The sequence below is a fragment of the Pseudomonas sp. PAMC 26793 genome (genome assembly GCF_000313235.1).
Taxonomy (GTDB): Bacteria; Pseudomonadota; Gammaproteobacteria; order Pseudomonadales; family Pseudomonadaceae; genus Aquipseudomonas; species Aquipseudomonas yamanorum.
The window spans coordinates 62,666-87,686 of the sequence record NZ_AMXG01000004.1 but is presented as its reverse complement, the minus strand read 5'-3'; the positions used below and the strand labels follow the sequence as shown (position 1 = coordinate 87,686).

General features: G+C 59.4%; 28 protein-coding genes and 1 pseudogene. 17 read left to right on the top strand and 12 right to left on the bottom strand.

Annotation, left to right across the window (positions count from 1 at the left end; all coding sequences use genetic code 11):
• Positions 1 to 624 precede the first annotated feature (624 nt).
• Both D109_RS0100635 and nudK read right to left on the bottom strand, forming a co-directional pair.
• Complete coding sequence (locus D109_RS0100635) at positions 625 to 1,827, bottom strand: lipase family protein (protein ID WP_017475164.1); 1,203 nt, start codon at positions 1,825 to 1,827, stop codon at positions 625 to 627.
• A complete protein-coding gene (nudK, locus tag D109_RS0100630; protein ID WP_017475163.1) occupies positions 1,827 to 2,414 on the bottom strand; it encodes a GDP-mannose pyrophosphatase NudK in 588 nt (195 codons plus the stop codon). Before nudK ends, D109_RS0100635 begins: the two co-directional genes overlap by 1 nt.
• Positions 2,415 to 2,496: 82 nt before the next feature.
• On the opposite strand from nudK, the gene D109_RS0100625 reads away from it, so the two are divergent.
• Positions 2,497 to 3,252: a DeoR/GlpR family DNA-binding transcription regulator gene (locus tag D109_RS0100625; RefSeq protein ID WP_017475162.1), complete on the top strand. Its 756-nt coding sequence runs from the start codon at positions 2,497 to 2,499 to the stop codon at positions 3,250 to 3,252.
• Between the two features lie 3 nt (positions 3,253 to 3,255).
• On the opposite strand, the gene D109_RS0100620 is transcribed toward D109_RS0100625, so the two are convergent.
• Positions 3,256 to 4,101, bottom strand: coding sequence for an SDR family NAD(P)-dependent oxidoreductase (locus D109_RS0100620; RefSeq protein WP_017475161.1), 846 nt, complete (start codon positions 4,099 to 4,101; stop codon positions 3,256 to 3,258).
• A 132-nt stretch (positions 4,102 to 4,233) separates the two neighbouring features.
• On the opposite strand from D109_RS0100620, the gene D109_RS0100615 reads away from it, so the two are divergent.
• From D109_RS0100615 to D109_RS0100600, 4 genes are all read left to right on the top strand, one after another.
• Complete coding sequence (locus tag D109_RS0100615; RefSeq protein ID WP_017475160.1) at positions 4,234 to 5,121, top strand: LysR family transcriptional regulator; 888 nt, start codon at positions 4,234 to 4,236, stop codon at positions 5,119 to 5,121.
• 98 nt (positions 5,122 to 5,219) lie between these two features.
• Entirely contained in the window at positions 5,220 to 6,161 is a 942-nt protein-coding gene (locus D109_RS0100610) for an alpha/beta hydrolase (RefSeq protein ID WP_017475159.1), read from the top strand.
• Positions 6,162 to 6,573: 412 nt separating this feature from the next.
• Positions 6,574 to 7,362, top strand: a complete 789-nt coding sequence (locus D109_RS0100605; protein ID WP_017475158.1) for a DeoR/GlpR family DNA-binding transcription regulator — start codon at positions 6,574 to 6,576, stop codon at positions 7,360 to 7,362.
• A 52-nt stretch (positions 7,363 to 7,414) separates the two neighbouring features.
• A complete protein-coding gene (locus D109_RS0100600) occupies positions 7,415 to 8,470 on the top strand; it encodes a D-isomer specific 2-hydroxyacid dehydrogenase family protein (protein WP_017475157.1) in 1,056 nt (351 codons plus the stop codon).
• Here D109_RS0100600 and D109_RS0100595 read toward each other — a convergent pair.
• On the bottom strand, positions 8,424 to 9,161 hold the full coding sequence (locus D109_RS0100595; RefSeq protein WP_017475156.1) for a DUF72 domain-containing protein: 738 nt from the start codon (positions 9,159 to 9,161) through the stop codon (positions 8,424 to 8,426). The genes D109_RS0100600 and D109_RS0100595 overlap by 47 nt on opposite strands.
• A complete protein-coding gene (locus D109_RS0100590; RefSeq protein ID WP_017475155.1) occupies positions 9,161 to 9,592 on the bottom strand; it encodes a hypothetical protein in 432 nt (143 codons plus the stop codon). Before D109_RS0100590 ends, D109_RS0100595 begins: the two co-directional genes overlap by 1 nt.
• A gap of 215 nt (positions 9,593 to 9,807) precedes the next feature.
• On the opposite strand from D109_RS0100590, the pseudogene D109_RS1000000132405 reads away from it, so the two are divergent.
• Together D109_RS1000000132405 and D109_RS0100585 are read left to right on the top strand one after the other, a co-directional pair.
• Positions 9,808 to 9,918 (top strand): annotated as a pseudogene (locus D109_RS1000000132405) (DUF4142 domain-containing protein); the annotation flags it as partial.
• Between the two features lie 29 nt (positions 9,919 to 9,947).
• Positions 9,948 to 10,508: a type 1 glutamine amidotransferase domain-containing protein gene (locus D109_RS0100585; RefSeq protein ID WP_017475154.1), complete on the top strand. Its 561-nt coding sequence runs from the start codon at positions 9,948 to 9,950 to the stop codon at positions 10,506 to 10,508.
• A 54-nt stretch (positions 10,509 to 10,562) separates the two neighbouring features.
• Here D109_RS0100585 and D109_RS0100580 read toward each other — a convergent pair whose 3' ends face one another.
• Complete coding sequence (locus D109_RS0100580) at positions 10,563 to 10,784, bottom strand: PLD nuclease N-terminal domain-containing protein (protein ID WP_017475153.1); 222 nt, start codon at positions 10,782 to 10,784, stop codon at positions 10,563 to 10,565.
• Positions 10,785 to 10,939: 155 nt separating this feature from the next.
• Here D109_RS0100580 and D109_RS0100575 point away from each other — a divergent pair, with 155 nt between their 5' ends.
• The 3 genes from D109_RS0100575 to D109_RS0100565 all read left to right on the top strand — a co-directional run bounded on the left by D109_RS0100575 (position 10,940) and on the right by D109_RS0100565 (position 12,168).
• Positions 10,940 to 11,497: an ATP-dependent Clp protease proteolytic subunit gene (locus D109_RS0100575; protein ID WP_017475152.1), complete on the top strand. Its 558-nt coding sequence runs from the start codon at positions 10,940 to 10,942 to the stop codon at positions 11,495 to 11,497.
• A 107-nt stretch (positions 11,498 to 11,604) separates the two neighbouring features.
• The gene (locus D109_RS1000000134775) at positions 11,605 to 11,781 is read left to right on the top strand and encodes a hypothetical protein (protein WP_017475151.1); all 177 of its coding nucleotides are present in this window, start codon (positions 11,605 to 11,607) and stop codon (positions 11,779 to 11,781) included.
• Positions 11,782 to 11,847: 66 nt separating this feature from the next.
• On the top strand, positions 11,848 to 12,168 hold the full coding sequence (locus D109_RS0100565) for a hypothetical protein (protein WP_017475150.1): 321 nt from the start codon (positions 11,848 to 11,850) through the stop codon (positions 12,166 to 12,168).
• 4 nt (positions 12,169 to 12,172) lie between these two features.
• Here D109_RS0100565 and D109_RS0100560 read toward each other — a convergent pair whose 3' ends face one another.
• Together D109_RS0100560 and D109_RS01000000131650 are read right to left on the bottom strand one after the other, a co-directional pair.
• Positions 12,173 to 13,372, bottom strand: a complete 1,200-nt coding sequence (locus tag D109_RS0100560; protein WP_050555025.1) for a lysozyme inhibitor LprI family protein — start codon at positions 13,370 to 13,372, stop codon at positions 12,173 to 12,175.
• Positions 13,373 to 13,450: 78 nt separating this feature from the next.
• The gene (locus tag D109_RS01000000131650) at positions 13,451 to 14,509 is read right to left on the bottom strand and encodes a YhcG family protein (protein ID WP_017475148.1); all 1,059 of its coding nucleotides are present in this window, start codon (positions 14,507 to 14,509) and stop codon (positions 13,451 to 13,453) included.
• A 180-nt stretch (positions 14,510 to 14,689) separates the two neighbouring features.
• Here D109_RS01000000131650 and D109_RS0100545 point away from each other — a divergent pair, with 180 nt between their 5' ends.
• The gene (locus tag D109_RS0100545) at positions 14,690 to 15,346 is read left to right on the top strand and encodes a metalloregulator ArsR/SmtB family transcription factor (protein ID WP_017475147.1); all 657 of its coding nucleotides are present in this window, start codon (positions 14,690 to 14,692) and stop codon (positions 15,344 to 15,346) included.
• Positions 15,347 to 15,469: 123 nt separating this feature from the next.
• Here the strand turns inward: D109_RS0100545 and D109_RS0100540 are convergent, their stop codons facing one another.
• The 3 genes from D109_RS0100540 to D109_RS0100530 all read right to left on the bottom strand — a co-directional run bounded on the left by D109_RS0100540 (position 15,470) and on the right by D109_RS0100530 (position 17,117).
• Positions 15,470 to 15,970, bottom strand: coding sequence for a DUF2165 family protein (locus D109_RS0100540; protein WP_017475146.1), 501 nt, complete (start codon positions 15,968 to 15,970; stop codon positions 15,470 to 15,472).
• A 146-nt stretch (positions 15,971 to 16,116) separates the two neighbouring features.
• Positions 16,117 to 16,671, bottom strand: coding sequence for a putative natural product biosynthesis protein (locus tag D109_RS0100535; protein WP_017475145.1), 555 nt, complete (start codon positions 16,669 to 16,671; stop codon positions 16,117 to 16,119).
• A gap of 62 nt (positions 16,672 to 16,733) precedes the next feature.
• Positions 16,734 to 17,117, bottom strand: a complete 384-nt coding sequence (locus D109_RS0100530) for a DUF2946 domain-containing protein (RefSeq protein ID WP_017475144.1) — start codon at positions 17,115 to 17,117, stop codon at positions 16,734 to 16,736.
• Between the two features lie 152 nt (positions 17,118 to 17,269).
• On the opposite strand from D109_RS0100530, the gene D109_RS0100525 reads away from it, so the two are divergent.
• From D109_RS0100525 to D109_RS0100510, 4 genes are all read left to right on the top strand, one after another.
• Positions 17,270 to 17,875 (top strand): SCO family protein, encoded by a 606-nt coding sequence (locus D109_RS0100525; protein ID WP_017475143.1) that lies wholly within the window; start codon positions 17,270 to 17,272, stop codon positions 17,873 to 17,875.
• Positions 17,875 to 18,351, top strand: a complete 477-nt coding sequence (locus tag D109_RS0100520; RefSeq protein ID WP_017475142.1) for a copper chaperone PCu(A)C — start codon at positions 17,875 to 17,877, stop codon at positions 18,349 to 18,351. Before D109_RS0100525 ends, D109_RS0100520 begins: the two co-directional genes overlap by 1 nt.
• A gap of 301 nt (positions 18,352 to 18,652) precedes the next feature.
• Complete coding sequence (locus tag D109_RS0100515) at positions 18,653 to 19,900, top strand: OprD family porin (protein ID WP_017475141.1); 1,248 nt, start codon at positions 18,653 to 18,655, stop codon at positions 19,898 to 19,900.
• Positions 19,901 to 19,920: 20 nt separating this feature from the next.
• Positions 19,921 to 21,531 (top strand): argininosuccinate lyase, encoded by a 1,611-nt coding sequence (locus tag D109_RS0100510; protein WP_017475140.1) that lies wholly within the window; start codon positions 19,921 to 19,923, stop codon positions 21,529 to 21,531.
• Between the two features lie 138 nt (positions 21,532 to 21,669).
• Here D109_RS0100510 and D109_RS0100505 read toward each other — a convergent pair whose 3' ends face one another.
• Positions 21,670 to 22,902 carry a cation:dicarboxylate symporter family transporter gene (locus D109_RS0100505; protein ID WP_026077682.1) on the bottom strand — a complete coding sequence of 411 codons (1,233 nt, stop codon included), beginning with the start codon at positions 22,900 to 22,902 and terminating at the stop codon, positions 21,670 to 21,672.
• 118 nt (positions 22,903 to 23,020) lie between these two features.
• Here D109_RS0100505 and D109_RS0100500 point away from each other — a divergent pair, with 118 nt between their 5' ends.
• Both D109_RS0100500 and D109_RS0100495 read left to right on the top strand, forming a co-directional pair.
• Positions 23,021 to 23,935, top strand: a complete 915-nt coding sequence (locus D109_RS0100500; RefSeq protein ID WP_017475138.1) for a LysR family transcriptional regulator — start codon at positions 23,021 to 23,023, stop codon at positions 23,933 to 23,935.
• 121 nt (positions 23,936 to 24,056) lie between these two features.
• Positions 24,057 to 25,013 carry a hypothetical protein gene (locus D109_RS0100495; protein ID WP_017475137.1) on the top strand — a complete coding sequence of 319 codons (957 nt, stop codon included), beginning with the start codon at positions 24,057 to 24,059 and terminating at the stop codon, positions 25,011 to 25,013.
• The last annotated feature ends 8 nt before the right edge of the window (positions 25,014 to 25,021 follow it).

Genomic DNA, 25,021 nt, shown 5'->3' with positions numbered 1-25,021 from the left:
CGATGGGCCATCCTTGGCCCAGCGCGGCTAACCCGGCGTCCTGCCGGGTTACCCACGCTCCAAAGCCTGCGTTCGGCCAGCGTGGTTTAACGGGGCGCCTAAGATCAAGATCAAAAGCAGATCAAGAGCACAGCGGCCTACCGGCCGGCTTGAGTGTTGAAGAGCAAAAGCCAAATCAAAATCTAAAGCGGGCACGGTCCAAAAAATGTGGGAGCGGGCTTGCTCGCGAAGGTCGTTAACGATGACGCGGGCATTCTGGATGAACGCGGCGGTCTCAGGTTTTTCGCGAGCAAGCCCGCTCCCACATAAAGCAGATCTGTTTTCGTTCTGGTCTTTGCTTTTGCTTTTAACACTCAAGCCGGCCGGGAGGCCGCTGTGCTCTTGCTTTTGATCTTGATCTGACTGCCCCAATAAGCCCGAGGCCGAACGCAGGTATTGCGGAGCGGCCCGCTTCGCGGTGCCGGAGTGAGGGAACACCGAGCCTAAGCGAGGTGCCGACAGGCGGGGCAGAGCCCTTTACTTACTTTGGGCTGGGCCGGCATTCCGGCTTTTCCAAAGTGAGCCGCTGTAAGAGCGGAACCATAGGCGGTCGTTACCTAAATAACGGATATACACTCAAAAAAACTACCCCCCACAATTCCCACCAATCAACTCCCCCGCAAACGCCCTACGCACAAACGGCGTCGAGTCCACGAGCGAGCCATTGACCGTCGCAGAATGATCAAGCTCAGGATAAAAATGCCATTCGATCCGATCCCCCGCCTTGCACGCATCCCTGACAAGCGCCTTTTGCCCCGGCACAAACACATCCCGATCCTGCCCCCCTGTACCGATGAACACCGGAATATCCGTCTTCAACGTCGGATACGCCGACTCACGATAAACCCTGTCGAGTGCCGCTTTCGGCGAACGCTTGAAGCTGTCATTGAAGCTGAGCCCATCCGCCATCACCCGCTGCTCAATGGCATGCAAGCAATCACGCTGACTGCTCTCAAACGCCGGCATCGCACGCTCACTCAAGTAGTCGGCAGGCACGAATGCAGGATCAAACAAAGTGGCCGTACTCAGCCGCAGCAGGTTGTAGGCAAAGGTCGGCACCACCGAACTGCGAGCCTTTTCCACCTCGGCACTGTCACCCGTTTTATGGGCAGCCGCGTAAGGTGTACCGGTCGCCACCACCCCCACAATATCCAACTCGGGCGCATAGTCTTTCGCATAGACCGCCGTGGCAAACGCAGCACGGCCGCCCTGTGACTGGCCGAACACCACCACCCGCTTGGAGAGTTCGAAATCACCCGCCATCACCGCACGAATGCTGTCGAGCACCCCATAGGCCAGCGGACTGGTCAGCCCATACGGATGCAGGCCAGGCGTCCCGAGCCCTTGATAATCGGTGGCGACAATGGCATAGCCCTGGGCCAGCCAATAATTGAGATACCGCGTATCCCGCGGGCTGCGTCCGGCGAACGATGGCGCGCAGATATCGGCGCTGCCCACCGTGCCGTGAGCCCACGCCATCAACGGCCAGCCACCCGGCGGCGGTGTACCTTTGGGCAGGAACAGCGCACCGGAAACGACAATCCGCTTGTGGGTATCGAGACCGTCGGTAGAGGTGTACAAAATACGGATGTTCTGCCCCGCATCGGCTAGGCTTTGCTGGTCGGTCGACGGCTCACTGCGCAGCATCTGCCCGGGTGAGGCAGGCAGCTTGTCGGTCCAGGTGTAGAACGCGGGAACGCCACCGTCGCCAATGGGGGTTTGCTCAGCATTCACACCACTGCATCCCGCAAGCAAAATCGCCAGCGCAAGCGATAACCGTCGCGACATCACCAGCCCTCTTTCAACATCCGCAATTCCAGGTACTGCAACAGCATGATGGTCTTGCCGTCGACAATCTCGGCACTCTCTACCATGGCCAGAGCCGCCTCAAATCTCAGCTCCAGCACTTCGATATCCTCGCCCTCATCTTCCAGCCCGCCGCCATCACTGACCCGATCACCGGGCTGATATTCGCCGATGAAAAAGTGAATGCGCTCCGTCACCGAACCCGGGCTCATGAAGGCCGAATAGATCTTTTCTACATGCCCCACACGGTAGCCCGTCTCCTCTTCCGCTTCCAGGCGAATGCGTTCCTCGGGGCTGGCGTTGTCCAGCAAGCCGGCGGCGGATTCGATCAGGTAGCCGTGGTAACCATTGACGAAGGTGGGCATGCGGAACTGGCGAATCAGCAACACCGTGCGCCGCTCGCGGTTGTACAGCAGGATGGTCGCGCCATTGCCCCTGTCATAGACCTCGCGGGTCTGGGACTGCCAGCTGCCGTCGCGGCGACGCAGGTCGAAGCTGTATTTTTTCAGCACGTACCAGTTATCCGAGAGCAGTTCTTCGGCGTGGATACGAACAGGGCTGTTTTCCATGGCGGGGCCTTTTTGTCTTGTGTTATTCAGCATGTCGTGCAAAATCGTGCACAGTCAAGAAAAAACGTGCAGGAAGCTACCGATGCTGACCCAACAACGCAAACAACACCTGCTGGACACGCTGCACCGCGACGGCCGGCTGATTGCCAAGGAGTTGAGCCAGGCATTGGAGGTTTCCGAGGACACGATACGCCGCGACCTGCGGGAAATGGCCAAGGAAGGTTTGCTGCTGCGGGTGCATGGCGGCGCCTTGCCGGCTTCGCCCGCGATGGCGGATTTTTCGGTACGGGAACACCTGGTGCCCGAGGAAAAAATCGCCATTGGCCGCGCGGCAGCACAACTTGTGCAGCCCGGCCAGGTGGTGTTTATCGATGGCGGTACCACGTGCCTGCAACTGGTCCATCAATTGCCGGCGGACCTCAGCGCCACCGTGGTCACCCACAGCCCGTCGATTGCCATGGCCTTGGTGGATCATCCGCAGATTGAAGTGATCATGCTCGGCGGCCGGCTGTTTCGCCATTCACTGGTGGGGGTTGGCGCGGCCACGCTGGAGGCCATCGGCCGGGTAAACGCCGACCTCTATTTCATGGGAGTGTGCAGTGTGCACCCGAGTGCCGGCCTGTCTACCGGCGATTATGAAGAGGCGGTGGTCAAGCGCGCGCTGTGCCACGCCGCCGCTGAAACCATCGTGCTGGCCACCTCGGAAAAGCTCAACACCGCATCGCCCTACCAAGTGGTGGAGCTGGCCCATGTCAGCGCGATCGTCGCATTGGCCAGTACGCCGCAGGCACTGCTGCAACCCTATGAGGCCCAGGGGCTGACGCTTTATCTTGCGTGACCGTCAACTCTCCTTGATGGCCTCCCATGATGCGGCGACTTGCGTAGCGTCCGAGGCTTGGACCCGCGCCAGGTCAACCGGATACTCGACATGCGGATTCTCAGCGAAACGCGTGGCGGTGAACTGGCCGTTACTGGCCCGCAGAATATAGCCGCTGTCCAGGCACAACGCAGAAGCCAGGAAGATCACCCCGGGGGTTACCCACTCCGGCTTGAGGTTGTGCGGCTCGCCGCTCACGCCCCACATGCGGGTCTTGGCTACCGGCGAGATGGCATTGACCAGGATTCCATCCTCGGCCCCTTCCCCACTCAATGCATTCATGATCCCCAATTGCGCCATCTTGCCGGCGCTGTAGGCCACGAGTCCCGGCTGGGCATAGTGCGTGTACATCGCACGGTCAGAGGTGGTCAGCACGATGCGCGGTGCGATGGATTGCTGGAGATGCCGCCAGGCGTGTTTGCACAGCCAGATCGGTGCGTAGACATTGATGTCCATTGCCCGTCGGATAAACGCCGCGTCGGCGGCCTCGATCGGTTGATAGCCGACCCAGCCGGCATTGTGGATCAGGATATCGAGCTGCCCGAAATGGGTGATGGCGCATCCGATCAGGTCTTGGCAGCCAGCTTCACCGGACAGGTCACCCACGTGGCTAACCACCTGCAGACCTTCACGTTGAAGCGCCAGCGCAGCCGCCTGGACCACCTGTGGGTCCGCACCATCACCGAGGGTGTCCGCGCCGATATCACTGATCACTACCTGCGCGCCGAGGCGCGCCAACTCACGCGCATAGCTGAAGCCCAAGCCTCGGGCGGCACCGGTCACGATTGCGGTTTTACCTGTAAAGTCCATCGTTGCGTTCTCCTGATAGGCACTCCACCCTAACAACCCGAGGCCACCCTGTTTAATACTGAAAAACAGCGATGTTGATACCCCGGACGTATCAAGCCCCACAGGCTCCATCTACCTGAAGGAACAGCCCTGATGATCGAAACCCGCCTGCTGCGCCAGTTCGTTGCCGTTGCCGAGGAGCTGCACTTTCACAAGGCTGCGCTGCGCCTGCATATGGCGCAGCCCGCGTTGAGCCAGGCGATCAATCGCCTGGAACAGAAGTTGGGGTTTGCCCTGCTGGAGCGTGACCGACGCGGTGTGCGGCTGCTGCCGGCCGGAGCAGCGTTTCTTCAGACGGCCTACACCGTCCTCGGGCAATTGCAGCAAGGCGTCGAACACGCCCGGCAGGTGTCCCAGGGAGTCGCCGGCACCCTCACCATCACCTCGGTGTCGATTGCCGGTTATCCCTGGCTGCTGGATGCCCTCAAGCAGTTTCGCCAGGCGTTTCCCAAGGTGCAGCTGGTGATCAAGGAAATGCCCTCCGCCAGCCAGGCGAAAGCTCTGATAACGGGTGAGGCCGATATCGCCTTTTTGCGCCGTCTGCCGGGTCTGGCAGATCACATCGAGTCCCGGCTACTACTGGATGAACCGATTCTGATGGCGCTGCCCGTGGACCATCCCGATGCCGGCAACGCCGCTATCGAGCTGAAGGATTTCGCCGATGCCGACTTTGTGTTCACCCCACAGGTATTGGGCAGCGGCTATCACCACCAGTTGATCGCCTTGTGCGAGGCCGCAGGCTTCTATCCGCGTGTGGTCCAGGAAGCCGATCAATTGCACACCCTGATTGGCCTGGTGGCGTGTGGGTTTGGGGTGGCACTGGTACCAGAGTCGATTGCCCGTTCGATCACCGGTGACAACGTGGTGTTTGTTCCCCTCTCCGTCTCGCCTTCCACCATCGGGCTCTACCTCAATTGGAGCACCGACAATCCCTCGCCATTACCCGGACACTTCTTCTCAGTACTGGAAGGAGCCCTGTAATACTTTGCAAGCAATGCCCGATGACGGCTGTCTAAATATTTCCTGCACAGCCAAGGCATCTGTTAAAACCCGTGCTTTGCCTCTGTCCTGGAACCTTCATGTCTTCACGTTTCCTGTCCCGCCTCGGCTTGCGCTGGTTTCCCCTGCTGTGCATGGCGGCCTTGATCATCGGCCTGCCCGTGGGGTGCGCGGTGCTGCAACACAAGGAGCGCGAACTGCTGTTTCGCGTCGAGCCGGGCACAGCCAGTTGGTACAGCGGGTTGCCGCGTGATGTGCAGGAGTTCGACCTGAAACCCGCAAGTTTCAAGTCCGGGCAAAATATTCACGGCTGGTGGTGGCCGGCGGCGCAGAAGGACGCCCCGGCGATTCTCTATTTGCACGGCGTACGCTGGAACCTCACCGGCCAACTGTTTCGCATCGAACAACTGCGGGCCCTGGGCTTCTCGGTACTGGCCATCGACTATCGCGGCTTCGGCCAGAGCCGGGGTGACCTGCCTTCGGAAACCAGCGTGTACGAAGACGCGCGCATTGCCTGGGAACGCTTCCAGGTACTGCAACCCGACCCCGCCAAACGCCTCATATACGGGCACTCCCTGGGTGGCGCTGTGGCCATCGACCTGGCGGCAGAGCTGGGCAAGCAGGCCGCGGATAACCATGTGCCGCCCCCGGTGCGCGGGCTGGTAATCGAATCCACCTTCACCTCCCTGGCAGATGTAGCCACGGCGGTGGCCAATACTTCATTGCCGGTGCGCTGGCTGCTGTCACAGAAGTTCGATTCCATCGACAAGATCGCCGATATCCACATGCCGCTACTGGTGGTCCACGGACTCGCCGATGCCTTTGTGCCACCGCGTTTCAGTCAGCAATTGTTTGATGCCGCGCAAGAGCCCAAGCACCTGTTGCTGGTGCCCGGCGCTACTCATAACGACAGCATGCGGCTGGCTGGGCGCAACTATCGCCAGGCCCTGGATAGCCTGATGCAATCGAAGCGCCCAACCCAAGTGGCCGGTCCCTCTACCGGGCGCCCGAACGACTCGTAAATCTGCATTTCGGCACCGGTTTCGCCGGTGCCTGTCAAGGCGCAAAGCCTGCCCATACTGGCCACAAACAGCGACTGATCAAATATTAACCGCCGGTTAAATCGCCATACCCGCCGGGCTCAAGGGAAGTTATCCACAGAGATACCCACGGTTTTCGTGGACAACTCTTTTTATTTTTTTACGATTTTTTTGCTCAGTAATGCTCCGTTGGAGCGCTTCACGGCAGCTAAAACGCCTGCATCACCTCGCTGGCCGAAACCCCGGCCCTGGCGACCGAGCACGCTCATGAACCTGCGTGGTTTGGTCATGATTTTCAGCACATTCGACAGGACGGCTGAGGTGTACAGCCACCCATTGCGTTTCCGTCGAATGCTGATTAATCTCGCACAAACACGCATTAACGAGCATAAACATGCATAACACCCATACCGCCGTCGACCTGCCCTCCCTGCGCAAACAAAAAATCCTGTTGCTGCTGGAACGCGACGGCAAGGTCACCGCCTCGGAACTGGTGGAACATTTCGCCGTTTCCCAGGACACCATTCGCCGCGACCTCGGCGAACTCGCCTCCGCCGGTTTGCTGCAACGCGTGCATGGCGGCGCCCTGCCGCGACCAAAGGACACCGGCAAGGACTTCTTCACCCGGTTCGGCGAAACCACCGCGACCAAACGCCACCTGGCGCAACTCGCCGCTGATCGCGTGGAAGACGGCCAGATCGTGCTGTTCGACTCCGGTACCACCACCCTGCAAATCGCTCAGTCTTTGCCGCACTCCATCAAGCTGACCGCCGTCACCCACTCACCGATGATTGCCATCGCGTTGTCCGAGCACCCCAATGTGACGGTGATCCTCGCCGGTGGCCAACTCAACCCGGTGACCATGGCCGCCAGCGGGCATGAAGCATTGCGGCTGATCCAGGGCATCAAGGCCGACCTGCTGTTCACGGGCGTGTGCGCCCTGCATCCGCAGGTCGGCATCAGCTCGCTGCACTTTGAGGAGGTGGCGGTAAAACAAGCTATGCTCGACAGCGCCTCCCACGTGGTGGCCGTCACCCTGGCCGACAAACTGGGCGCCGTGGAGCCATTTGTGGTGGCACCGTGCAGCCGCATTCATACCCTGATTACCGAGTGGCATGTGCCACCGGGCAGCGTCGAGGCTTATGAATGCCTGGGGCTGGAGGTGATGCAAGTGGATGCCTGACAACCGCCCCATAACAGGCCAGGCCCGGTCGCCTGTGCAGAGGAATATTCCCATGGCGTTTCCCGTACTGATCCTGGATGCCCCCAACCCTCCCCTGCTCCATGATGAGATCGAACGGTGCTTGGCATACGGGTTGGAAATCACCCTCAACCTGCACTATTTCGCCGACCAGCAAAGCATCAAAAAACAGTACGCCGGGCGCATTCAGTTCCTGGATATCAACTGCCACGACACACCTTCGCTGATCAGCGCCGTGGTCAACGCCGGTGGCTACAGCGTCCTCAAGACCCGCTTGAACATTCCCCTGGGCGCTGCACTGATCAACGCCGCGGCCTCACCTGGTCTAAGCAGCCCGTTGCAGGCGATCGCCCAGGCCGGCGTCGGGCTTAACCATATCGACTTGCAGGCCGCCGCCGAGCATGGCGTGGCCGTGCTCAATACCCCGGGCTCCAACGCAACGGCCGTGGCGGAATATGTGCTGGCGCAAACCCTGCTCCTGTCTCGGGACCTTAACCTCTACAACACCCAAACCCATCAAGGCCAGTGGTCGAAAGGCCTGCTCGCCCCTGCTTTGCAAATCGCCGAGTTGACGCTGGGGCTGGTGGGCACCGGCAGGATCGCCCAGGTGCTTGCCCATAAGGCCCGGGCCTTGGGCATGCACGTGATCGCCACCGGCTCGGAGCGATTCACCCGGCAGGCCGCCGCGAACCTGGGCCTGCAATGGCGCGCCACACTCGGCGAATTGCTGGATGAGGCCGATGTCGTGTCCATTCACACGCCGCTCACCCCGCAGACCAAGGGCTTGTTCGACAGCACTGCATTCACGCGGATGAAGCCGGGGTCGATCCTGATCAATACAGCCCGTGGCGGCATTGTCGACGAGGGCCAGTTGGCGACGTTCATGACGCGCTTTCCCGGCCATATCAAGGGGGTCGCCATCGATACCTTTGCCAGGGAAAAACATCAGTTCGAATCGCCTTTGACGGGTATCACCAACGCAATACTGACGCCACACATCGCGGGCAATACCCGTACCGCAATCACCGAGGCGTCAGCGCAAATCATTGACCACATTCATGCCTTCCACCAAGCAAGGCTTGAAGGCTGAGGGCATCCGCGACCGCATGGCCACTGGCGGTGTTGTCAAAAATGCACCAGGTGGGAACGCCCTCGGTTGACGATCTTTGCATCGCCTCGCACAGGGCGCGTAATCGATCCATTTCGTAGGCGCTGTGATAGATACGCGGCGAACCGTGCAGGCGCCAATAACGCACGCCCTGCCAACCTCTCGGTACGTCACCTTCAGCAATCACCGGCGGATCGGCGGCCACCCGGCCTATTTGATACTCCTGCAACATGCCTTCGGCCTGCACCCAACTGGCATGCCGGGGCTCCAGCACCACATTGCCGGCGAAGCGTTGGCGCAAGGCCGTGAAGAAACCGGCAGCGATGGCTGCCTCATAGTTCAATGAAGGTGGTAATTGCACCAGCAGGCAGCCCAGGCGATCACCCAACTGCAGGCACTGTGAGAGGAATTCATCCAGCGCCTTATCGCAGTCATGCAGACGCAACTCATGGGTTATCAACCGAGGCACCTTGACCGAAAAACCAAAGCCCGGCGGCACCGATTGCGCCCATCGCTCATAGGTTTGCGGACGATGGGGACGATAAAAGGAGCTGTTGATTTCAACTGCATTCAAGCATGCGGCATAACGTTGCAGATGGGTGCCCTGGCGGGGAAAGCGAGGCCATTGCTCACGAGGCAGGCTCCAACCGGCACACCCCAGAAAAATCGGCATCAGAACAGCACCGACGCTGCATCCCTCATGAAGATCTCCACCGTCTTCGGCCCGACGCCTTCGAACGCGTTCAAGCGTTTTTCAAACTCCCCGCGGTCGGCACTGGCATCGTGGATGTGACTGATTTTGCCTGCGTACTCCGCATTCAATTTGCTACTGAGGTCTAGCAAGCGTTGCGCCGTGCTTTCGTCGTAACGCACGTAATGCGCCTCGCCGAGCATGGCCACCAACTCACGGGAGGTGCAGTGTTGCAGTTTGCGCGGCGTGTCCCGGCCATGCTTCACCACTATCACCTGATAGGCCTGGGCCGCGATCTGCGCCTGAATGCGCTTGCCCATCAAGAAGCTGGCGATAAACCACTTGAACAGTGCGATGTCATCACCAGGCCTGAGTTCGATACCCAGCTCACCGGCGCTGATGGATCGGCCCATGGAGGTTCTCCTGCTATTCAACGGTCAGGCTCCAGCCTCGGAGCCGTTATGCAGCAGAGCCCATGATTTTTTGATAGTTCAAGGAAATTGCCTGGGCTGCGGTCGGGAGAAATAAGCGCAAATTAATTTAAACCTTTTGCTCAGGCACCCGCTCAACAGTCAGGTAACGGCATCGCGCCATTCTTCAGAAGAAGCGTCATGAAGCACGTGCTTAAGCCGCGTCCTCTGACAACGCCGAACTCAAGGCTTTCGCCGAGAAGACGCTGCCGACGCTCGAAACCCATTTGAAGATGGCCAAGGAACTGCAGTCCCAGCACGCCAACTAATCATCTACCCACTCAGGAGACACTCGACCATGAGTTCGCAACTGCACGGCAAAAAGATTCTGATCATCACCTCCAACACTGGCATCGAGCGCGACGAATTGCTCAAGCCGCTGGAAGCCCTGCGCGGTTTTGGCGCCACGGTAACCCACGGCTCGAGCAAAGGTGGCAGCACCCAGACCTTTCTCCAGGACACCGAGAAAGACAGGACAGTGGAGTCCGATGCCAAGCTTTCGGATCTGCACGGCAGTGATTTTGATGCACTGGTCATCCCCGGCGGCACCGTCAACGCTGACACCCTGCGTCAGGATGCCGATGCCTTGCGGCTGATCAATGATTTCGTCAAGGCAGGTAAAACCGTAGCCGCCATCTGCCACGGCCCTTGGGCCCTGATCGATGCCGGCGTGATCGAAGGCAAGACCCTCACCTCCTACAAAAGCGTGCGTACCGACCTGGTCAATGCCGGCGCAGCCAACTGGGTGGATGCGCAGGTGAAAGAATGCCCGGCCAATGGCTGGACGTTGATCACCTCGCGCACGCCTGATGATTTGCCTGCGTTCAACGAGGCGATTGCCAAAACCCTGGCGGCTTGACGCCACCCAACGCAAACAGGCGCCCTTGGGCGCCTGTTCTTTTTCGATTCTGTCTTAGCTTTTGCCGTGCTCAACGGTGTGTGTCGCGCGGTTCACACCCTTGGGCCCAAACAGCGCCCAGAGGATCAGCCCCAACAGCGGCATGAAGATCAGTACCACCAACCATAAACCCTTGGTTTCCCAGCCACTGCCACTGCGCAGCACACTGTTGATCGCCCACAGTTCCAGCAGCACCAGAATCACTGCCAAGCCAATCCAGACATATTCGATTTGCATGATTCATCCTCCTGAGGTCGTATGGGTTAGGTCAAGCAACGCGACCGAGGGTTCATTAAAATTGCAGTGGATGGCTCTCGCCCAACGGTTGCGGCACATGCGCCGTAACCTTCTAGACTCAACGGCACGTCACCTCTTACCCACGGAGGCCCAGGATGACCGAGCACATCATCCACTTTCACTGCCAGATCGATCAGGGCACCACCGAGCGCTTTCGGGATTGCTGCCTGGACGCCATCGAGCAAGGCGCCAGTTCGTTGCTGTTGAACCTGTCGACCACCGGTGGCAGCACCAATTTCGGCTTTACCCTCTACACCTTCCTCAAGTCCCTGCCGGTGCCGCTGTGTGCAATCAATGCAGGCAATATCGAGTCCATGGGCATCATCATGTTCCTGGCGGCCGGTCGCCGGATCACCACGCCCCATTCCCGCTTTTTGATCCACCCGATGAACTGGTACTTCAACCAGAGCTCCGTCGATCATCAGCGTCTGCGGGAATACCTCTCAAGCCTGGACAACGACCTGGCGCGCTACGTGAAAATTTACGAACTGGAAACCGCCAACGCCGACACCCACCTGGATATTTTCAAGTGCCTGTCGGCCGAGGAAAAAGTCATCGCCGCCCACGAGTCACTGGCCTACGGGATTGCCCATGAGGTGGAACAGATCGTGTTTGCCGACGACATCAAGCACTGGAAAGTCAGCGGCGGTTGAACAGGGCCATTCGTCGCATGACTGGAAACTTTTTCAAACTTTGATTTGGCTGGCGGATTCCCAATTAGGCAACACCATTGATTCGCTCATCATTGAGGGTTTTGAAAATGGCTAACAGTGGAAAAACCACCCCAGGCGCTGGTCACAAGGACCAGCAAGAAACCACGCGTAAAAGCGGCGGCCAGGGTTCAGGCGGCAATGTCGCCAATGACCGCGCAAAGGCTTCTGAAGCCGGCAAAAAAGGCGGGGCTCATGGCCACGCCCCAGGCTCCAAGAAGTCTTGATTGAGGCGTCGCCGAAGCCTGGATGTGGTCCGGGCTTCGGTCCCAATCGCCAAGAGGGATTGAGTCATGAAGACCAGCATTTCCCAAAGGATCGTACTCGCCGCCAGCTTGACGCTCGTACTGTATGCCCCCGCCTACGCAGCCTTCGGCGACAACACCGCCCCCGAGGCACCCGCCTTGAGCGGCAACAGCCCACCCGGCTCGGCGCTGCCGCCCGGCACCTATCCCAGCAGTCCTTCAGGGGCCGATAGCAGCGGCAACAAGGGCGCTGAAACCAAAGCACCCGCGCCGTCAAAGAGCGTGAAAAGCACCCGCAACAAAGGCACCTCGACCCAGCATCCCGCCCGCAAGAGCGGCAAGAAAACCGCTCCTGCAGCGGGAAGTTGAGCAACTAGAGCTCGCTTGGGCCACCGATAAAGTCCAGGCGCACGTTCAACCACTGCCGAACGATTTCCCGGGACGCTTGCCGGGCATCAACAACAGAGAAGCCCCGCTCGCGCTGCAACCAGTCGCTCGTCGCTTGGCGCGCTGGCTCAATGGCAGCCAGCGCCTGCTGGCGTTGCTTGGTGGGCCATTGTTTATCAGCGCCCCAGTTGCGCAGGGTTAATTCAGGATCCTGGCCCTTCCCTGCGGCGCCTGGCTGGAGAAACAGCCGAGGCGACGCAGTGGCCTTGAGCGAAAGAGCGCTCCAGTCGGCATAGCTGGCGAAGCGGATCGTGCCCTCGTTCTGCGAGGCCGTGGACAAAGGCTCGGACAAACTGTCGTCCAACCGCTTCCATGCCGGCTGTGCAAACAGATCACCTTGGGGGGCACAGATCGGCGCAAAACTGTCGCGGGTGGAACCGTACAACGACCCGAACGACTCATACGCGACCTCGCCCTGCCGGCTGAAGACAAAGCAGTGCACATAGGGGCGCTGGTCGGCGAACAGCTGATACTGTTGGCGCTCAATCATCATGCGCAGCAAGGTCAATGTCACCCGGTCACGGCTGACGGCGGGATCGTTTTGCAGGTCCTGCCAGATCGACCAGGGAAAACTGTCTTCCTTGAGTGCAACGATGACCTGCCTGCGATTCTCCTCGGCCTCATTCTCCGTGACGCCACTGCCGGGCTCAAAACGCTGCAAGTAAACCAGCCAGGCGGCGGCCAGTTCGTTCATCGGGTAGCGCCTGAGCCCTTCTGCTGCCTGGGCCGGATGGTATGGAATACTGGCAATGATTGCGTCAAGGGCAGCGGTGTCTTTGTGGATGATGGTTCCCACCTCGACCACTCGGTGGCTCAGTTGGGATTGAAGGCAGCCGGGCAGTTGTTCTGGGGTACCGGCACACGCGTTGCGAGTCTGCAGCCAGGTGCGCTGGCCACGGCGCAGTTCGTCGCGCTGGTCGGGTGCCAGTTTGGCCATTGCCTGGCTGTAGTACACGCCCAGCGTAGTGTCGAGTTCGCTTAATTCAGGGCTGGCGCAAATGGTCTTTTCCACCGCGGTGGAGGCCTTTTTACAATCGAAGGACGCGCCACTGGCAGGCATCCCTGCGCCCATCAGCACGCCAGCGAGCAACAACATTGGATAGGCAGAATGAATACGTCGGGCCATGACTTTCCTTGGGTGAGTTCCTTTCAAGGCGCTTATTGTGCCGACGCGATTGCCAATGTCCAGTCTGCCGGCACAGCGTTACGAACTGCTTGCCATCGGGGGCCGGTCGCATGCCAGCTCACGCTCAATCTGTTCGATGCTTGGCAGGCTGGTTTGCAGCTCTGCGGGCAGTGACTCCACCAGTTGATACTCGGCAAGACCGATAGGACGCGAGCTATCACGCAGGGCGTATTCGGCCACTACTTCGTTTTTGCTCTTGCACAGCAGCAGGCCGATGGTGGGGCTGTCCTGCGGGTGCTTGAGCTGGGCGTCTACCGCCGCGAGGTAAAAGCCCAACTGCCCCAGATGGTCGGGTTTGAATTTGCCGGCCTTGAGTTCGATCACCACATAGCACCTCAGCTTGAGGTGATAAAACAGCAGGTCGACGAAAAACTCCTCACCTCCCACATCCAGCAATACTTGCCGCCCCACGAAGGCAAAACCGGCGCCCAGTTCCAGCAGAAAATCGGTGACATGTTTGACCAGGGCGTTTTCGATTTCACGTTCCTGCGCGTCAAGGGACAGGCCGAGGAAGTCGAAGCGGTAAGGATCCTTAAGTGATTCGCGAGCCAGGTCGGATTGGGCTTTGGGCAGCAGTCCCTCGAAGTTGCTGACCGCATTGCCGCTGCGCTCCAGCAGGCGACCTTCGATTTGCATCACCAGGACGTTACGCGACCAGTTGTGCTCGATGGCCTGTGCAATGTACCAGCGACGGGTTTCGGGGCCGGGCAGCCTGTCCAGCAACACCAGGTTATGGCCCCAAGGCAATTGTGCAGCAGCCTGTTGCACAAATTCGGAATCCGGCCACGCCTCGGCAAATGCACGCATGTACTTCAGGTTGCGCGGCGAAAAACCCTTCATCTCCGGAAACGCTGAACGCAAATCCTGCGCCAGCCGCTCAATCACCTTGGTCCCCCAGCCCTGCCGTGCTTGCCGGGTCAAAATATCCTGGCCGATTTGCCAATACAGCAACACCAGCTCGCGGTTTACCGCCAGGGTGGCGCGCTGCTGGGCGGAGTGGATTCGACTCTTGAGATCGGACAGCCAATCGCTGTATCCCTCGGGTGGTGTGATCAGGCTATCGGGGGTCTCACTCATTCCTTTTCCCTCGTGGGTTGGGCAGGCGGCCGATAGTAGCGAGGGAAAAATGCGTGATGGGCCAGCAGAATGCTTTCGATACAAATCAACTGGAACCGTACCTTCAGGCGCATCAAGGGGTGCCTCAACATGCGTGCTGTGGTCAAATGAGCCGGTCACTTCCACGGTTATTCCCGATCTATGAACGCCACACCCACCGACGACAGCCAGGCATCCACCGGGGACCGCATCCTGTTCCTGCTCAAGACCCGTGGCCCACTGAAAACCACGGACCTGGCTGCGCTGCTGGACATCACCTCCGAAGCCGCCCGCCAGCAAATCCAGAAGTTGCAGGTCGCGGAGTTGATCGTCGGCGTATCAGCCCCCATCTCGGGTGCCGGCCGGCCATCGTTGAAGTGGACTCTGACCGAAACCGCCCAAAGCAAATTCCCCGATTCCCACAGCGTGCTGACGTTGCACCTGATCGAGTCCATCGAAGGGATTTTTGGCAGCGAAGGCGTGGAAAAAGTCATCGCCAGCATGGAGGCGACCGCCAAGCATGAATACATCCAGGCTTGCTCCGTCGCATCCAGCTTGCGGGAGAAAGTCGAGATCCTGGTGCAGATTCGCGAGCGCGCCGGGTACATGGCGCAGATGGAGCCGCTGAACGATGGCTGGCTACTGGTGGAAAACCACTGCCCGATCTGCGTGGCCGCCCGCAAATGCCAGGGTTTCTGCCGCTCGGAGCTGCAGATTTTCCAGGCGGCGCTCGGCGATGAGAATGTGGTTGAACGGCGCGAGCATTTGATTTCCGGGGATCGACGTTGCGCCTACAGCATCCAGCCTCGCCGCCCGTAAGAAAGAGGCTGCGATGGGCTGCGCAGCAACCGCAATTCCAGCGCCGCAGTGTCCCGGATACACCAACGGTTCAGGACTCACAATTGCTGCGCAGTCCATCGCAGCCTAAGCCCCAGGCCGAAGTCAGGCCCATTGCAGGTTGAACAGTGCGAACGCCAACAGCGCCCAGATCGCCAGCACCAAGTGCGTCAGCTGCAAGCCCTCCTGGCGAATCCAGTAACCGAACCACAAGCCTCCCAGCAGCATCGCAAACACGAAAGCCGAGAAGCCGCTGAGGGCGAGATTGAGCCATGGCCGGGCGGCCGAGAGGCCATCACCGAGGACCAACTGGTAGCTGCCGGTCCATGCCGCCACTGCCGCGATCACTTGCAGCGCCAACACAATCAGCAGGGCCAATTGATGCAGGCGCGGGGAACGCACAGCGCGCCTCAACAGAGGTATATCGATGGTCGGAGCCTGGTGCAGTGGCGCCATGGCCATGGTCGCACCCACCGCACCGACCGAGCTGCGAAAAGCCTGCCCGTTGTTGACCACGGCGAGGGTCAGCCAGACACTCAAGCCCAAAGCCTGAGTGCCCAGGAATAACCCGGCGGAACCATCCGGCAGCCATGCCTCGACGCTCATCCAAACCTCCTTGTCTGCTGAAGGGCAAATCAGGCTCTCGGCATATAACCAAGAACATGCTTGGATAATACGGTGAGCGCTTTAACTTACACAAGGCAAACTTTTAGATCCGGTAAACGTTGTTGCCCAGTGGATCAAGCAAAACCTCAAGGCACCGGCAACCACCCGCTGAACCGCCCCTGGCTATCCAGCGCGCACCAGGCGAAATCCCCGGGCAGCGGCGGCAGTTTCTGCAGCGGTACGCCGCTGCCCTGCTTCCAATCCACCACTTGCAGGGGTGAACCTTGCCAGGCCAGAACCAAGCCCCGGGCCTGGCTGGTGTCATCGCTGACCCAACGGGCCGCCGCCGCTGTCATGAACGCTTCGATGGGTTCTTCATCGATCTGCGTGCGATACACCGAGCCGAGCAACCAACGGCACACGCTCACATGGTAAGTCCAGTTCAGGGAGGGACGGTTGCGGTAGGCCCAGGTCATGAAACTGCGAAACAGGTTCAAGCCCTCCGGCGGGTCGAGCTTGAGCAAACCAGGGCAGATGTCGAACAAGGTGTGCCAATACGGCAGCAACCGTGCATCCAGGTGGACGAAACAGCGGGCGTTACTCGGGTATTCGACAGATGGCAACAACACGTCGCCTCGCGACGGACGGCGCGACGCCTTGCTGACCAGGCGGGCAGCGCCGGAAGGCAGGATAGAGCTCATGAAACGCACTCACACTAGTGACGATAGAACGCCTCCTGGTAACAGGAGGCCCAAGGCACACGTCAGAATGCAGGGGAAGCGCGAGGGTTGGCCGAGGGCCAGGAATACCGCGGAGGCGCCTTGTTACGCTGCTCATGAGCCGGGCGCGGCTTTTGCCCAAGGCCCAACAGCCAGGCCAGGCAAAACAGGAAGACGATGCCCAGGGTCACGGCGGAGCACACCGGGCAGGCGAAGAAGTTCGACCAGCTGCTGGCCGTCGGATTACCCAGGCCGGCATCCGAGGACGGCGCCTTGGTGCCCAGGCTTGAACAGAACTGCCCGCCCAGGCCATTGAGCTCCAGGCCCATCATCTGCCCATGACCCAAACCGCAGACGAACACATTGAACAGGACGCAAAAATACAGGGTCCAGGCAACAAGTGAGCGGTCCGGGCGGGTCAGTTTCATGGCGGCGACTTTACCACAGCTCCTGTATCTGGCCCTGCCTGTGACAGAACGTCGCAGATTACGCCTGCAGGCCCAGGTTGTTAGAATGCCACGCTCTCCTCGCCTGATTTAACGCTTCGTGGTACCCAGGCGCTTCACAGGATGCACAGTTGATGAGTACGTTATTCACCCGCCGCAAAGTCCTCTCCGGCATGGGATTGCTGGGACTGGGCCTGCTGGCCGGCTGTGACAACAGCCCGAAACTGAACTTCAAGTACGGCAAGGATCTGAGCGACAAGATCATGGGCCGTACCTTCAAGCTCAAGAACACAGACGGCGAAACCGTCACCTTGAGTTCCTTCCGCGGCTTGATGCCGGTGGTGTTCTTCGGCTTCACCCAGTGCCCTGCCGTGTGCCCGACCACCCTGGCGCGCATGGCCCAGGCGAAAAAACTGATGGGCCGCGACGGCAAGATCATGCAGGTGGTGTTTATCACCCTGGATCCCGAACGCGACACACCCAAGATTCTCGACGCCTACGTCAAGGCCTTCGACCCGAGCTTCGAAGCGCTGTACGGCACCCCGGAAGAAATCGCCGTGGCCGCCAAGGAATTCGGGATCTTTTATGAAAAGATCCCCGCCGGCGACAGCTACACCCTCTCCCACACCGCCACCAGCTTTGTGTTCGACACCCGAGGCACCCTGCGCCTGGGCCTGTCTGCCTCGCTTAACGCCAAAGAGTGCGCAGAAGACCTGCTCACCGTCATGGAGGTCTGCTAATGACTGCCGTTCAACACCTCAAACGCGTCGCCCTCGGTCTTTCCCTGCTGGGCCTTGCCGCACACGCCAGCGCACAGGCCGTGGTCACCGACGCGTGGGTACGCGCCTCGGTACCGGGCCAGCCGTCCAGCGGTGCGTTCATGACCGTGACGGCCGACAGCGACAGCAAACTGCTCAGCGTGGCGTCGCCGGTCGCCAAGACCGTGCAGATCCATGAGATGACCATGAAGGACGACGTGATGCGCATGGGCCCCGTGGACTCGGTGCCGTTGCCTGCCGGCAAGGCCGTCAAGCTCGACCCGGATGGCTATCACGTGATGCTGATCGACCTCACCGCCCAGATCAAGGAAGGCGACCAGGTGCCGCTGACCGTCACCGTGGAAAATGCCAAGGGCGAAAAGCAGTCGATTGAAGTCAAGGCCCAAGCCCGCGCGTTGAACTCGATGGAAACCATGGATCACAGCAAGATGCACTAAGGCGCAGATCAAAATGTGGGAGCGGGCTTGTGTGGGAGCGGGCTTGCTCGCGAATGCGGTGTGAGAGTCACCGGATGTATTGACTGATCCACCGCTTTCGCGAGCAAGCCCGCTCCCACATTGGCCCTTCAGTGTCTGAAAAATCGGGCGTCCCCTTCATACTTTTTTCGTCTCACCTCAACACTTTCTATATATTTTCAATCTGCAAAACAACTCGTTAGCCTGCGCAAGCCGGACGCGTCTCCCTGTCGCCGTCCAGCCAGATAATTCTAAAAATAAGTAGCAGACAACGGGAATAACAATGAACAAATCCCCCATTACCCTGGGCCTGACTTCGGCCACCCTCGGTTTGACCCTCGCCTTCCCAACCTTTGCCGAAGCTGACTTTTTTGAAGACAGCAAGGCCGACCTCGAATTTCGCAACTTCTACTTCAACAGCGATTACCGCCAGCCCAACGCGAGCCAGTCCAAGCGCGATGAGTGGGCCCAAGGGCTGATCCTCAATTACCAGTCGGGCTATACCGAAGGTTTGGTGGGGTTTGGGATCGATGCCATCGGCTTGCAAGGCCTGAAACTCGACTCAAGCCCAGACCGCCAAAACACCGGCCTGCTTCCCGTCGGCGAGGATGGGGCTCCGGACAGCTACAGCCGAATGGGCGCCACCGCCAAGGCGCGGATCTCCAAAAGCGTACTGAAATTCGGCACGCTGATCCCCAAGCTGCCGACCGTGCTGCCCAACGACGGCCGGCTGCTGCCCCAGACTTTTCGCGGCACCCAACTGACCAGCCAGGACATCGCCGGCCTGACCTTCGACGCCGGGCGCCTGACCCGCAACACCCTGCGTAACGACAGCGGCCATGCAGACATCGAAGTCGACGGCAAAGGCATCAAGGGCGCCGTGCCCAGCGATAAATTCGACTTCGCCAGTGCCAGCTACGCCTGGACCAAAACCTTCGTCACCGGCTATCACTACGCCAACCTCGAAAACAACTACAAGCAACACATCTTCAACCTGGTCCACACCCTACCATTGGGTGACGCCCAGTCGTTCAAGACCGACCTGCGTTACGCCGACTCCAGCAAGGAAGGCAACAGCAACATCGACAACCAGGCCTTCGGCGCCAAGTTCACCTATAGCGTCCACGGCCACTCGTTCGGCACTGCTTACCAGCGCATGAAAGGTACCACCGGCTTTCCCCACCTGGACGGTACCGATTCCTACCTCGTCAACTACGTGATGATCTCGCCGGACTTCGCCAACCCCGAGGAAAAATCCTGGCAGGCCCGCTACGACTATGACTTCGCCGCCCTCGGCATCCCCGGCCTGACCTTCATGACCCGCTACCTCAAAGGCGACAACTTCGTGCGCACCCGTAACCTGGAAGGCACCGAGTGGGAGCGCAACACCGATATCGGCTACGTGTTCCAGAGCGGCGCCCTGAAGAACCTTGAAGTGAAATGGCGCAATGGCACGTATCGCAGCAATGGCAGCGGCAGCGATATCGACCAGAACCGTTTTATCGTCAGCTACACCCTGCCCTTGCTGTGATTTTTCCCGGAGCGTTGCACATGAATAACAAAAATAGCCTGATCCACCTGGCCGTCGCCTTTGCCCTGTTCAGCAGTTACGGCGCCTACGCCGCCGACACCGGTGCGCTGCCTTGCAACACCACCGAAGAATGCGCGGCCCAGGCGGCCAAAGTCGGGGCCACGCCGGGCTCTTCGCAATCCGCCCACAAGGCCAAGGGCGATTCGACCCAAACCCAGTTCGCCTGGCTGAACCGCATCAACAAAGCGTCGATCGTGATGCTCACCGAAGAAGGCATCGTCAAGCCGGACATGGGCCACAAGATCGCCTGCGGTGTGCGCTTCGCCATCGACCAGGCCGACCAGCCCGGCGGCAAACGTCCGGACGATGTGCTGCAACTGGAAAAAATCATGACCGACAAGATCGGTCCTGAAGCCTCCCTGATCCACTCCGGCCGCAGCCGCCAGGACATGCTCGCCACCTACCGCCTGGCCAAGTTGCGCTCACAGGTGCTGGCCTACAGCGACGCACTGAACGCCACCCGCCAGCGCCTGTTGAACATCGCCGACAAGAACGTCGACACCCTGGTGCCCGCCTACACCAATGGCGTGCAGGCCATGCCCATCAGCTACGCGCACTACCTGCTGGCGTACGAAGCCGCGTTTGATCGCGACGGCCAGCGCATTCGTGAACTCTACACCCGCCTCAACCTGAGCCCGATGGGCACCGCCGTGCTGGCGAACTCTGCTTACCCGCTGAATCGTGAACGCCTGGCTGAACTGCTGGGCTTTGACGGCGTGCGGGAAAACTCCCTGGATTCGAGCCAGGTGTCGACCTATGACATCCCGATCGAAGCGGCCAACCTCGCGGCGTCTTCGGCGATCCGTATCGGTGCGATGATTGGCGATATCCATACCCAATACCATCAGATCCGCCCCTGGCTGCTGCTGGACGAAGAGTCCACCTACACCAGCAGCGCGATGCCACAAAAGCGCAACCCGGGGTTGTTGATGCGCACCCGGGAATCGGCCTCGGACGTGGTCGGACTGGCGCAGACCGTGACCTTGCGCGCACACAACGTCACCACCGGCATGACCGACTACAAGTTCGCGTTTGATTCACTGGGGCTGTTCCAGTCCACCGATGAGATGTTCAAGAGCATGGACGCGGTGCTGGATGCGCTGCAAATCAACCCGCAGCGTGCGCTGGATGAGCTGGAGTCGGAGTGGACCACTTCGATGGAGCTGGCCGACACCCTGGAGCGCCAGTTCAAGGTGCCGTTCCGCATTGGTCACAGCTTCGCGTCGCTGATCGTCACCGAGGCCCGCAGCAACGGCACCACACCAAAGATCTTCCCGTATGCCGACGCGCAGAAGCTGTACACCCAGGCGGCGGACAAATACAAATGGACGCCGAATACCTTGCCGCTGGATGAGGCTGGCTTTCGCGCGGCGCTGTCGCCGACCACGATGGTCAAGACCCGCAAAGGCACGGGTGGACCGCAGCCGGAAGAGGTCAAGCGGATGCTGGTGGAGGCGCGCAAGAACCTCGATGCGGACCAGAGCTGGTTGAAGGAACGTCGTGAGAAGCTGAAAGGTGCTGAAGGCAATCTGGACAAGGCCTTCGACAAGCTGCTCAACGCCAAGGGCTGAAATGCAATCTAAATGTGGGAGCGGGCTTGCTCGCGAAGGCGGTGTATCAGTTAGCAGATTTATTGGCTGACCCACCGCTTTCGCGAGCAAGCCCGCTCCCACATTTGACCGAGTTTGGGTCTGGAGATGGTGTTCGGCTCAGTGACTCAATCCGCGCTTCAACACCTCGCGATCAATCGACTTCTGCCACCCGCATATCGCCAGGCACGCCACACAATTGCCCAACACATTGGTCAACGACCGACACTTCATCAGCCGCTCCACCCCCAACAGCAACCCCACCCCTTCCAGCGGCACCAGTTGCAGGATGTTCAAGGTGGCAATCAGGGTGAACAGCGCCGAGCCCGCCACACTGGTAGACCCCAGCGAGGTAAACAGGCAGATCACCAGCACCGCCAACAATTCGGGAACGGCAATTTCCACCCCAGCCAAATGCGCCAGAAACATGATGGCGGTGGTCAGGTAAATATTGGTGCCGGCCAAGTTGAACGTATAGCCGGTGGTCAGCACCAACCGTACTAACTGGCGATCACAGCCCAGCGCTTCAAGTTTGCTGACACAGCCGGGAAGTGCTGCCACTGATGAGCCGGTAAACGTCACCAACAACAACTCTTCTTTTAAATAAATAATTAACCGAGTCAATTTAACGCCGACCAGGCGCGCAATCGTCGCAAACACTAAGATCACGAAAACCGCGCACGCCAGGTAAATAACCACAATAAACTTAAACAATGGCAAGACAGAACTTACACCGTACTTCCCCACCACAAATGCCATCGCACCAAAGGCCGCCAGTGGTGCAAATTTCAAGATGACACGCAGCAGCCAGAACAGCCCGGCGACTGCTGCTTCCAACCAGCCGAGACAGCGGTTGCCAACCTTGCCGCCACGCCCCAGCACCAGCCCGCACAGTACCGCCACCAGCATCACCTGAAGCACCAGACTCTGGGTAAACACCCTGTAAAGACTGGATGAAATCGAGGTCATGGACAGCTCATGCAAGAGCGTTTCCGGCGCAACAGGCGGCGTCAGGTGGTCAAAATCCAGGTTGGCCACTGGCGTAGGGTCCAGGCTGAACAACCACCCCGTCGACATTCCCAACACCAATGCGGCAAGGGACATCAGCTGGAAATACACCACGATCCGCCCCACTACATGCCGATGGTGGGGCTCGCGCTTGATCCCCGCCACACCGGTCGACACCAACACAAACAACAGAAACGGCATGAGTAATCCGACCACTTTTATAAAAGCGTCGCTGAGCAGTTTCATTTCAACCGCCACGCCTGGATAAAACAGTCCCAACACCATACCAAGTGCAATGGCAATCAAAATAGGCAATGTGGCGTTATTGGAAAATCGGGATGGCATCAATGCTCCAGGGTCTTTTTATTTATTGTTATTGTCGGATCAAGCCACTTTCGGCATATTGGTCGCCAAGGCGCATGCTGGCCACAAATAATAAAGTCTTGTCACGGGATATACCACCATGGAACTTCGCCATTTACGTTATTTCATCATGGTGGCCGAAGAGCGACATTTCACCCGCGCCGCCGCCCGCCTGAACATGCAACAACCGCCCCTCAGCCAACAGATTCGCGCCCTGGAACAAGAGCTGGGGTTCGACCTGTTCAAGCGCCACCCCAAGGGCGTCGACCTGACTGCCGGCGGGCTGGTATTTCTCGATGAAGCGCGGGCCATCCTCGCCCGCGTCGAGCAAGGCTCCCTCAAGGCCGCCCGCGCCGCCCAGGGCATCGAGGGCACACTGATCATCGCCTTCACCAGCTCCGCGGCTGCCCATCCGCTGATCCCGCGGATCATTCGCGCCTACCGCGAGCACTACCCGGGCGTGGAACTCTCGATCAACGAAGGCAGCGCTCGGGAAGTCACTGAAGACACCATCGAAAAACGCATCGATATCGGCATCCTCCGCGCCCCGGTGGGCGACCACCAGAGCCTGACCTTCCACCGCCTGCTCAACGAAGAAATGCTGCTGACCTTGCCCGTCGGCCACCCTCTGCTCAAGAGTGCCGAGCCAAAAATCACCATGGCCGACCTCAAGGACGAACGCTTCATCCTGGTCCGCCGCCCGGGCGCGCCGGGGATGTACGCCAACCTGATCAAGGCCTGCCAGAACGCCGGCTTCGAGCCGAAGATTGCCTTTGAAGTGGAGCGCATGCTGACCAACGTCAGCCTGGTGGCCGCCGGTGAGGGCATCTCGGTGGTGCCCGCGTCGATGCGCGATGTGCACCGCGAGAGCGTGGTGTATTGCCGTATCAGCGATGCGCGGCCACGATTATTGGCGCCGATCACCCTGGTGCGGCGCGCGTTCAATCCGTCGGCGCCGTTGCAGAATTTCATTGGCTTGGCGCGGGAGTTGGCGGGGGTTTATCGCAAGGGTTGACCTGCATCGTCGGCGCGTCGAACGACTCAACGGAAAGAGATACTCCAGGCAAATCCGAAATACTGTCATTGAGCCACCACTCCTTGTACGCTAACGGGCCTTTTTGACCGTGAGATAAAACATGGATGTGCTGCACAAACTGAAAAACGCCTACGTCAGCGAACGCAAAGCCCATATGGTCGCCACCTATTTTACTTTCCGCCACATAGGCCTGCGACTGGGTAACGCTGAGAAATACTGGGACGAACTGACTCGTCAGGAAGCCCGCCTACTGGAGAAAGGCTTCCAGGTTCTGGCCGATACACTAACCCAGCAGCCGAAAACGCAAGCCGAGTTGAAGGCCTATCAACTCGTCCTGAAAAACACCAACGCGAAGCTAACCGAGCGTGGCAACTTTCTGCTGGCGCTGGTTACCCTGATGACGGCCTTGAGTCTGACCAAACTCAATGACGTGTTCCATTGGCCTGATGGTTTCTGGTCCGCCGGACTCGCGTTCTTCGTCGTTGGTGCAGCCATCTTTTTTTCGATTTTCGACACCGTACGAGTACGCAGCCGGGCGGCGATCCACGAGGAACTGATAAACGTAATAGAACGATATCTACAACACGCGCCCTCTCTCGCACCTGTTACTCCTCAAATGCCTGCTCCAATCCCAGCGGCCCCTACGTCGCGTCCCGCCCCCGTAGCAGAAGGCGTTCTGGAAAGGGTCTTCAGCAAGGAGGTCTACTCAGCGCTATTTAAGGCTTCCATATTGGCCTTTGGTATTGCCTTGGTCGGAATATCACAAACCGGACCGACTCTTTACGAAAAAGAACTGAGTGCCTACGCCGACAAGTTCAACATCGAAGCCGTTACTGGTCGCACTCTCGCGGAAATCGACTGCGAACTGCTGACTGCGCATAAAGCCGGATGCAATATGGCCAAACACAAAATCGACGCGTCGAATAGCGCATTAGAGCTGCTCGATACAATCGTTAAAGGTGGCCTGCGCTTCGGAATGGGATTGTTCCTGGCGGCGGTCTTCATCTTTATCGCCTCATTTTTTGTGCATCGTGCCGCCAACGAAAGCCGCCCGTAATCGTTGGG